We start from the raw sequence: 9,196 nt of genomic DNA on the forward strand, positions 1-9,196 counted from the left end.
AATAAAAATAAAGAATAAAATAATGTTTTTGATAACGTCAGGCTAAATAAATAAGGTACAAAAACGAGCACAAATATAAGAAAATTTTTGAAAATAGCAAGGAAAATTTAGCCTGTTCCAAAAAAAATTATTTTTTCTCCGGCTTTAAGATTACTCCCTTTCTGCTTCGGCCATCGATGCGAATTTCCATTGGCGCGTCGAGCCGGATGTGGCGCACAAAATCCGTCTCATTTTCTGCAGGCAGGCTGTCCAGCCAATTCCAGTCGATGAAACTATCTTTTCTGAATTGCCGGACATTGAAATATCCGATGTAAAACGAAGTGATGTTTTGAAAAAAATGTGTCCCTTGTGAAGGTTCGACTTTAAAGCCGTCGAGGTCGGTCTCCACGAGCAGTTTGACGTTGGAGATATTTTCCCAGGCGACAGGAATCCCCAGAAAATGATCAGAACTTCCCCAGCGTCCGGGGCCGATCAGAATGTAATTTCTTCCTTGTTCGACTAACAGACTATTGATTTTATTGATTTCCAATTTCATTTTCACTGTGTTCATCGCTGAAAAATTTTCCGGCTTGACATAAATGATGTCAGAAATGTTTGACGTGACGCCATTTCCCAAGGCGTTGGAAGTAGCGCACATGATGCGCTCGCGGGGAATGTTGTCAACTTTGACATCAGATTCCTCGTAGCCGTGAACCATAGGCCTGATTTGCAAAAAGTAGAATTCGTCTTTTTCTTCGGCGCGTTGTCTGAAATTGACGGCGAACTCGATCTGCACAGCGCAGCCCATTCCCAATCTGCCAATTTCTAACAAATCGTTCAATATTGACGCGAGCGGGAACAGATCGGATTTCAGAATGTGCGAGAATGTGATCACTCTGGGGCCTTGCTCGTAAATGCCGTCGTAAATGATGTTGTTATTCACAGAATAGACACCGCCGATGGGGGAGAGCGTTCCCTGCTTTTCCGCGGTGTCCAAATTTTCCAGCGTCAAGGTGCTATTTTCATCTCGAGTGAGTGCAAGATTAGATTGCCCCAAATTCAATGCAAAGAATTCACGTTGAGAATTCTCCAGAATTTCTTCGGGAGTGGAAAATTGCGGCAGCACATTGGGATAGCGCGGGCAGAAGCGAAGCGCTTTGCCGGCGTCGACAATTATTTTTCCTAATCCCAGCGCGACCATCGCGACGCCGTCGTCTGGCTTTTGATAGGAAATAGGGTAAAAATTGTACGATTGGGCGACTCCGGAAAAATTGGGATAAAACAAATCGGCGTGCCGTTTTCCCACCACTTGCTGGATGATCACCGCCATCTTTTCTTCTTCAATGCTGCGCGAAAGAGATTTGATGTACGCTTTGGGAGATTGGTAGAAGGTGGACGCGTAAACCAGTTTGACGGCGTCTGACAATTGCTGCAAGCGAACTTTTATGTCCGGGTCGTTATTGGGAATCATGTAAGTGGAATAAAGTCCGGCAAAAGGCTGAAATTGAGAATCTTCCAGCAAACTCGATGATCGAATTGCCAGCGGATAATTGACGTGCTGCAAATAAAATTTCAGATTTTCCATGAGAGTTTTAGGCAGTTTCTTTTTGAGAAACGCTCGCGCGATGTCGTCGTCGTTGTCGCTTTCAATGGCAAGTTGGCGAAGGTTGTTGACATCGAGAAATTCGTCAAAAAAGTCGGTGCCAATGACATCCGTGCGCGGGACTTTGATTTCGATATCGGGAAAATTTTTTCGCGTCGGACTTTTGTCCAACAGTGCGCGAATGAAAGCGATACCGCGCGCTTTTCCGCCGAGGGACCCGCTGGAAAATTTGACAAAAGCGCTTTCCTGATCAAATCGTGAACGGGAAAATTCAACGATAACGCCGCGTTGTTTTGATTTTCTCAATTGAGAAATTGACTCGATCAAATGCTGTCTGACTTGTTGAATATTTTCAAAATCAGAGATTTTTTTCGGACGCAATTTTTGCGCCAGCGCAAATTCGGTCCGCGCCATCAGCCAGTTGGAAAAATGGTTTCGCGAGGCATGGTACGCAATGGAGTCGTCGGGAACGGTGGCTAACAAATTTTCTAATTCTTTCAAATTTTTTGCCCGGCCTATTTCTTTTCCATTGGGCACTCGGAAAATGAAATCGCCGAACCCCAATTGTCCTTTGATAAAATGGCGCAGCTCCAACAGCAAACTATTCGAGTTTTTGTTTAAAAAACTCACATGAGATTTTTCGGCCTTTTGCGCATTTTGTGTCTGGGTGGACATGAGCAGCAAAGGCAACTCCGGATCTGAGGCGCGAATTTTCTGCGCTAATTTGAATCCGGCATCTGGATCCATTCGTCCGTGGTGATAATAACTAATGTCTGAAATGATGCCGAGTACATTGTTTTGATATTTCTGGTAGAGGCCAAAGGCTTCTTCGTAGGTCTCTGCCAATAAAATTTTTGGTCGAGCGCGCCGCCGCAGTTGTCTGTGCATTTCGTTCAAACCTTCGGCGATGAGCGCCTGGGTCTGTTTCATAATTTCTGTGTAGATGATCGGTAAAAAAAGCGAATAATATCGCCGGGAATTTTCCACGATAATAATGACGCGCACATCGCCATATTCGATGTCATGCGCGACATTCTTTTTGTCTTCAAAAAGCTTCGTGATGGCAAGCAGAATCTTTGTGTCGCCGCTCCAAATAAAAGTCCGGTCTATTTCCGGGTGGGCCACCGGATCAGCGGCATGCGCCATGATGTCCGACTGGTACGCCAAAAGCACAACCGGCAAATCTTTGTCGATTTTTTTGATTTTTTTCGCCACAGTAAAAACATCCATGTCGCTCAATCGCAACATGGAAATCACCAGATCAAATTTTCGGTCTTTGACTTCCTGCAGCGCCTGTTCGCCAGTCGATACGCGCGTGATTCTCGGAGCGTAAGAAAGTTGCAGGTCGAAATAATCAGCGTACAGATTTTCGCCCAATTGCCCGTCTTCTTCCAGAATGAAGGAATCGTAGAGACTGGAAACGAGCAAAATTTCCCGAATGTGATGCGGCATCAGGTCAAAAAAATCCTGAAATCGTGGCTCATATTGTTGTATTCGGTAGCGGCTATCGTCTTTTTGAAACATGGCGGATTCTTCGTATACTGTTCGTTTAATGAGTTTTCTATTCGGTTAAAATATAGCTTTATTCTTTATTTAATGCAAGCAAAATTATTCAAATATGAAATATCATCTGCCAAATAGCGGCGAGAAATGAATTTTTCCAAGAGGCCAATTGAGAAAAAAAAAGGGCGCCAAATGACGCCCTTCGTGAAGTCAAAAATGAATCCCAAAGTTAGCACACACCCTGATCCATCATCGCGCGGGCAACTTTCAGGAATCCGGCGATGTTGGCGCCATTGACGTAATTGCCCGGAGCGCCGTAAGCTTCCGCTGCTTCCACGCTGGCTTTATGGATGCTCTTCATGATTCCGTGCAACCGTTTGTCAACTTCCTCGCGCGACCAAGACAGACGCAGGCTGTTCTGAGACATTTCCAGCCCAGAAACTGCCACGCCGCCGGCATTGGCTGCTTTGCCCGGACCGTACAGAATTTTTTTGTCGAGGAAAACTTTCACCCCGTCCAGAGTCGTGGGCATGTTTGCGCCTTCAGATACGACGTAAACGCCGTTCTTAATGAGATTTTCGGCGTCTTTGCCATTGATTTCATTCTGCGTCGCTGACGGAAATGCACAGTCGGCTTTGTGATCCCAGAGCGGATTGTGATTCAGAGACGGATCTGCCGCGGTGTAGGTTGCCGATTTGAATTGCTCGACGTACTCTTTGATGCGTCCGCGCCGCACGTTTTTCAAGTCCATTACCCACGCTATTTTTTTCTCATCGATTCCTTCGGGATCGTAGATGTAGCCATTGGAATCAGACAGCGTGACAGGCTTGGCGCCCAATTGCAGCAATTTTTCCACGGTGTACTGCGCCACATTTCCGGAACCGGAAACCAGACAGGTTTTGCCTTCCAGCGTTTCGCCCCGCGTTGACAGCATTTCCTGAGCAAAATAGACAGCGCCATAACCGGTAGCTTCCGGACGAATGAGGGAACCACCCCAGTTGAGGCCTTTTCCGGTCAGAACGCCGGTGAATTCATTTCTTAATTTTTTGTACATGCCGAACAAAAATCCAATTTCACGGCCGCCAACACCGATGTCCCCGGCTGGAATGTCAGTATTTGGGCCAATGTGACGGAAAAGCTCAGTCATGAAACTTTGGCAGAAACGCATGACTTCATTGTCGCTCTTACCTTTGGGATCAAAATCAGAGCCACCTTTGCCGCCGCCCATGGGTAATGTAGTCAGTGAATTTTTGAAGACCTGTTCGAAAGCCAAAAATTTCAAAATACCCAAAGTTACAGAAGGATGAAAACGCAAACCGCCTTTGTAAGGACCAATCGCGCTGTTCATCTCGATTCGGAAACCACGATTTACATGTACTTCACCTTGATCGTCTGTCCAGGGTACTCGAAACATAATCACGCGTTCAGGCTCAATAATTCTTTCCACAATTTTAGCTTTGCGAAATTCAGGATGTCTTTCAATCACTAATTCCAAAGATTCAACAACTTCCTGCACTGCCTGATGGAATTCCGGTTCGGCAGGGTTCTTAGCTTTGACTTGGTCCATGATCTCATCAACGAATGACATAAGAACCTCTCCTTACAATTTTAATGTTTTGAGTTAAAGTGAGTTAGATTTTCCAACTTAATTTTCTGTTCAAAAATAAAAAAACTGAAGCGCCGTGTTTCCGGCACTTCAGTTTTTGCCTTGTTACTCAAAAAGCCTAACCAACTTAGAGAAGGAAAACCATGAAATGTGTTTTACTATCTGCTCGTCATCCATCTTGACTGTTTTTTGACAAGCTGCTATTATTTCTGAAAAAAAATGAATAGCCAGTTTTGTTCCGTCCTGGTCTTTAAGCATAACAAAATAGTCCTGAAGCTTGCTGATTCATTACAGTCCACATCAGGTGTGAAATTTTTTCTAATATAAAAAAAGGCTACATAAATTATGCAAAATGACAAAATCGGATAATAAAATTAGGGTTTTTATGCCCCAAACATACAAATTTTTTTTTTAATTGTCAATACTTTTTTTAAAAAAAATGTCCTGATTTAAAAATAAAATATTACGCTACTCGATTTCTTCCAGAATAGCGGCTGCCAAAAGAGGAAGCATGATTTCATGATGTCCCGTAAAAGAATAACCTTTACCGCCGGTGACTGTCGGGCGGTGAACCACGTTCATCTGAGGCCTGTAATGGCGAATCATGTCGAAATTCGCGGTAACGAAACCATGCGCCGGATGGCCTAAATTTCGCGCGATGGTGAGCGCCTTCAGAAAAACTTCCGGCAGCAGCACTGCCGATCCGATGTTGAGCACAACGGCGCCTTTGTCGAGCAAACTGACCTGATGGGCGAAAATTTTGAAGTCGCGAAAACTGAGCGCACCGATCATCGCGCCGTCCATTTGCGGGTGCTGGTGAATGATGTCCGTTCCGATCGCCACGTGGACAGTCACGGGAATTTGCAATCGATAGGCTTCAGCGAGAAGACTGATCTGTTTAAAATCAGCGTCTGAATCCAGAATGTACTTTCCGGCAGCTTCGCCAAAGCCGAGTTTTTTAGCGATTCCATTTTTGGCGGCGGCAAAAATGTGATGCGGCGTTTCTCTCACCATGCCGAAACTACCGTCGGCAAGAGCGGTTTCCACGTCTTCGGAAGTGGCGCCCCAGAACGCCATCTCTGTGTCGTGAATCATGCCGGCGCCGTTCAGGGCAAGAGTTTTAATGATGTTTTTTTCCATCAGTTGGATGATCAGAGGACTCAAACCGCATTTTATCACGTGGGCGCCCATCATAAGAATAATTTGTTTGCCATCTTTGTGAGCGGTAACGATTTTTTCGATTAATTTTTTAAAATCCGCAGCGACGAGAATTTCCGGAAGGGATGAAATAAATTCTTTGATGTTCATGCCTGTTTTGTAGGGTTTGGCTAACGCGCCGGCATTGACTTTACTCGGTCTGTCTTTGATGGAATAGGTGCGGATTTTGCTCAAATCAATTTCGCGGTAGCGGGACATGTTATTTCTTTTTCACTCCTTCCATTTTTTTCAATTCAGCCGTGATGTAGCCGATGATAATTTTGCTTTTCATTTGCACGGGAATTTTTCTCTCATCATCTGTGAGCCAGACCAATAATCTTCCTTTGCTTTTGAAAAGTCCCTCGGCGCGCAAAATCGGCTCCACCACGACGCAATCAAATGTGCCGGCTTTAACTCTGATTCGCTCTTTTTTGTGAACTTTGACCTCCAATGGATAGAGTTTATTGTCCGCGTGGTTGTCGAGAAAGAGAGACTTCCCAACCTCTAATTTTTGCGTACGGATGAAATAAAAAGACGTGAGAATATCGTGTACGTCGGGCGGAATTTGCAAACTATCTTTTTTGTTAGTCACTGCCCAGCCGTGATACTGGTCGTAAACGACAACTCGATCCGAGGAAAATTTTCCCTCGCGCAGATGTTTCTCAAATCCCCAACTGAAAAGTCCGTTTTTATCCATGTAGGAGATAATTTTGTCTCTGACTTTGAAAAAGGCGGAGAAAAAAGCGCTTGATCTGGCTTCGGTCTGAATTTTGTAGCATTGACGGCCCATTTTTTCTACAATTTTCGGGATTGACATGATGGCAGTCCCCGCTTTTATCGGGCCGTAGCGAATGATAAAAGTGAGTTTTTCTTTGACATCAAAAGCATTATTGGGAATGACGCGATCAATGGACTGGCTGGCGTCGAAATAGGCGAATTTGTCTTTTTTCAAATTGAGCGGCAAAAGGATTTTGTTCGTCGTGTCGTATTCTGTGGGCCTGCTTTCATATTTTTCGTTTAGCAAATCTTCCCCGGCGATGGCACTGTCAATTTTCGCGGATTCTGATTTTGATTTTGAAGTATCGGCAAGCGTGGTATCCGCTTTCGTTTTAGTTGTATCCGGCAGCGGATTTTGGTTTTGAGCGGATAAATTCCCCTGCATTGAGAGAAAAATCAGCAGCATAAAAATTACCAGCAATTCGCATTTTTTCGGGAACGGGCATTTCATCTATTTGGTCTCTTCATTATTCTGCTCCTCGATTTGTTCTCTTAAGATTGCTAAAATTCGGACTAATTCCCGGTCGATTTGTTCGATGATTTTTCGGTAAAAACTCAGCGTCTCTCCAATGGGATCGGGAATCGGAGGAAAATCCTGTCTGTCTTCCAGGTCGTCTTTCGCGAATTCGGTCAGCAGAAAAACTTTGTCGATGGAATCGGGAAAATGATTTCTGATGAAATCTTTGTGGTGATTTGCCATGACAAGAATGAGATCCGTTTTATCTACAAGCTCTCTTGTCAGCGGTTGCGATTTATGGGAAGAAATATCCACTCCTTTTTCTTCTGCCGCTTTGACGGCGTAATCTGTGGCTGGTGAATCAATGAAACCCAGAGTCCCCGCTGATTCAATTTCTACTTTTTTTAAAAATTCAGGGTACAATTTTTTCTTTAACAATCCTTCAGCCATAGGACTGCGGCAGGCATTGCCCGAACAGACAAAAAGTATGTGATATGGTTTACTCATAATTCTCCGATTACCTGTTCGATTTTTTCCCTGGCTATTGCTCCTTCGCGAAGAATTTTTATTTCCGAGCCAGCCACGGAAACCACGGTCGACGGCAGCGAAGTCGACGAAGCCCCGGCGTCGATGATGGCGTCTAATTTTTCGCCGAAAGTTTTAATGACATCGTCTGCGCTGGTCGGATTAGGTCCTCCGGCGAGATTCGCGCTCGTGGACGTGATAGGAACGCCGCTGCGCCTGATTAGTTCCAGACTAATACGGTGGGACGGAATGCGCACGCCGATGGTACCGACGCTGCCCGTAATCAACGGATTGACATGAGCGGCTGCCGGAAAAACCATGGTCAAAGGGCCGGGCCAGAAATGAGACGCGAGAATTTTTGCCTGCTCCGGGAAGAATTCCGTCAATGATTGCACCTGCTCCAGCCAGGCGGCTAAAATGAGAATGGGCTTGCTTTTCTGCCTCTCTTTCAAGGCAAACACCCTTTCCACGGCTTTATCATTATTGACGTCTGCTCCCAGTCCGTAAATTGTATCCGTAGGGTAGCCGATCACGCCACCGCGCTCGATAATGGCGACTCCTCTGTCCAGATCGTCCGAATCAGGATGTTTGGGATCAAGTTTGATGATTTCCATACTTCTCCTCTTTCAATGCAAACTGATATGATTCCGGAGTATCAATATCGATCCAGAAGTCATTTTCATCCATGAAAACAGCTTCCATTTGTCTCATTTCGATCAATTTTGTCACGCCGGCGCTTATTGATTCTTTTCCTGATCGTTGTTGTTCGTCCATCACAGTGAAAAAACGCTGATCCAGTACAAAAATACCGCAATCGATGGCATTATATTTTGGAATCTCTTTTCCGATATTCAAGATGTAACGGCCGTTCACTTCCACTTTAGTAGCATCATCAATATCAAAAATCTGATCAACTCGCGGGTCAACGAGCAATAAATTATTTTCTCGCGGATGACGTAAAATCCGTTCAATTGCGCTGCTGGAAACGATGTGGTCGGACATGGACAACAAAAAAGGATTTCCTCCCACGGCATCTCTGGCAGCCAATACGGAAACGCCATTCCCGCGTCTCCATTCATCATTTTTGACAAATTCTATCTGAAAACCAAAATAGTCATTTTTCTTCAAATAATCAATGATATGCTGAGCCTGAAATCCAACGACAATTGCGAATTCATCGATTCCAGCTTTTGAAATATTTTTCAAAATATTCGCCAGAATGGTCTCGTCTCCGAATGGCAGTAGAGTTTTCGGCTCCTCGCTATCAAGACGACTTCCCGCTCCGGCAGCGATGATAACTGCTTTCATTAATTTTTCCTTAATTTCCATTTATATTTCATTTTTCATCCGGATCATTTTCATGTCCGCCTTCTTCAAACAATTCTTCCAATTTATTCACAAATCTCTCGGTTGCTTTTCCGTCCAATTTGTAAAAGAATCTTTCCCGATACTCATCCGCCCGGGCGATCATCTCTTTTGTCGGATGCAGACATTGTTCCACAGCATCCCGGATTTGCTTCCCTGAATTGATGTGAACAAAAGCACCGCC

General features: G+C 44.7%; 8 protein-coding genes. All 8 read right to left on the reverse strand.

Annotated elements, in window-relative coordinates; all coding sequences use genetic code 11:
* Window positions 1-127 precede the first annotated feature (127 nt).
* Complete coding sequence (locus GXO74_04130) at window positions 128-3,106, reverse strand: hypothetical protein (GenBank protein ID NOZ60848.1); 2,979 nt, start codon at window positions 3,104-3,106, stop codon at window positions 128-130.
* A 208-nt stretch (window positions 3,107-3,314) separates the two neighbouring features.
* Window positions 3,315-4,673 (reverse strand): NADP-specific glutamate dehydrogenase, encoded by a 1,359-nt coding sequence (gdhA, locus tag GXO74_04135; GenBank protein NOZ60849.1) that lies wholly within the window; start codon window positions 4,671-4,673, stop codon window positions 3,315-3,317.
* A gap of 486 nt (window positions 4,674-5,159) precedes the next feature.
* Window positions 5,160-6,107 carry a hypothetical protein gene (locus GXO74_04140; GenBank protein ID NOZ60850.1) on the reverse strand — a complete coding sequence of 316 codons (948 nt, stop codon included), beginning with the start codon at window positions 6,105-6,107 and terminating at the stop codon, window positions 5,160-5,162.
* Between the two features lies 1 nt (window position 6,108).
* Entirely contained in the window at window positions 6,109-7,116 is a 1,008-nt protein-coding gene (locus GXO74_04145; protein NOZ60851.1) for a DUF3108 domain-containing protein, read from the reverse strand.
* Window positions 7,117-7,629 carry a low molecular weight protein arginine phosphatase gene (locus GXO74_04150; GenBank protein NOZ60852.1) on the reverse strand — a complete coding sequence of 171 codons (513 nt, stop codon included), beginning with the start codon at window positions 7,627-7,629 and terminating at the stop codon, window positions 7,117-7,119.
* Window positions 7,626-8,261, reverse strand: coding sequence for a threonylcarbamoyl-AMP synthase (locus tag GXO74_04155; protein ID NOZ60853.1), 636 nt, complete (start codon window positions 8,259-8,261; stop codon window positions 7,626-7,628). Before GXO74_04155 ends, GXO74_04150 begins: the two co-directional genes overlap by 4 nt.
* Window positions 8,242-8,955, reverse strand: a complete 714-nt coding sequence (locus tag GXO74_04160) for an NTP transferase domain-containing protein (GenBank protein NOZ60854.1) — start codon at window positions 8,953-8,955, stop codon at window positions 8,242-8,244. Before GXO74_04160 ends, GXO74_04155 begins: the two co-directional genes overlap by 20 nt.
* 28 nt (window positions 8,956-8,983) lie before the next feature.
* On the reverse strand, window positions 8,984-9,196 hold a 213-nt coding region (locus tag GXO74_04165), incomplete at its 5' end, for a CDP-glycerol glycerophosphotransferase (protein ID NOZ60855.1).

The sequence above is a fragment of the Calditrichota bacterium genome (genome assembly GCA_013152715.1).
Taxonomy (GTDB): domain Bacteria; phylum Zhuqueibacterota; class Zhuqueibacteria; order Thermofontimicrobiales; family Thermofontimicrobiaceae; genus 4484-87.

Coding starts and splice junctions, on each gene's coding strand:
- GXO74_04160 (NOZ60854.1), bottom strand. CDS start 8,955: ATGAAAGCAGTTATCATCGCTGCCGGAGCGGGAAGTCGTCTTGATAGC.
- GXO74_04140 (NOZ60850.1), bottom strand. CDS start 6,107: ATGTCCCGCTACCGCGAAATTGATTTGAGCAAAATCCGCACCTATTCC.
- GXO74_04150 (NOZ60852.1), bottom strand. CDS start 7,629: ATGAGTAAACCATATCACATACTTTTTGTCTGTTCGGGCAATGCCTGC.
- GXO74_04145 (NOZ60851.1), bottom strand. CDS start 7,116: ATGAAATGCCCGTTCCCGAAAAAATGCGAATTGCTGGTAATTTTTATG.
- GXO74_04155 (NOZ60853.1), bottom strand. CDS start 8,261: ATGGAAATCATCAAACTTGATCCCAAACATCCTGATTCGGACGATCTG.
- gdhA (NOZ60849.1), bottom strand. CDS start 4,673: ATGTCATTCGTTGATGAGATCATGGACCAAGTCAAAGCTAAGAACCCT.
- GXO74_04130 (NOZ60848.1), bottom strand. CDS start 3,106: ATGTTTCAAAAAGACGATAGCCGCTACCGAATACAACAATATGAGCCA.